1 rRNA gene is annotated in these 236 nt (G+C 55.1%); it reads left to right on the forward strand.

What is annotated here, in order from left to right:
* Positions 1 to 34: 34 nt before the first annotated feature.
* A 16S ribosomal RNA gene (locus M3191_RS18860) occupies positions 35 to 236 on the forward strand; the annotation flags it as partial.

The following is a 236-nucleotide window of genomic DNA, read 5'->3' on the forward strand; positions in this document are numbered from 1 at the left end:
GCCAGCAAGAAACTCGAGCTACTCGAATTTCTCTATTATGGAGAGTTTGATCCTGGCTCAGGACGAACGCTGGCGGCGTGCCTAATACATGCAAGTCGAGCGGATTGACGGGAGCTTGCTCCCTGATTTCAGCGGCGGACGGGTGAGTAACACGTGGGCAACCTGCCCTGCAGATGGGGATAACTCCGGGGAACCGGGGGTAATACCGAATAATCGGTTCTTCCGCATGGAAGAAC

Source organism: Sporosarcina luteola (assembly GCF_023715535.1).
Lineage (GTDB): Bacteria > Bacillota > Bacilli > Bacillales_A > Planococcaceae > Sporosarcina > Sporosarcina luteola_B.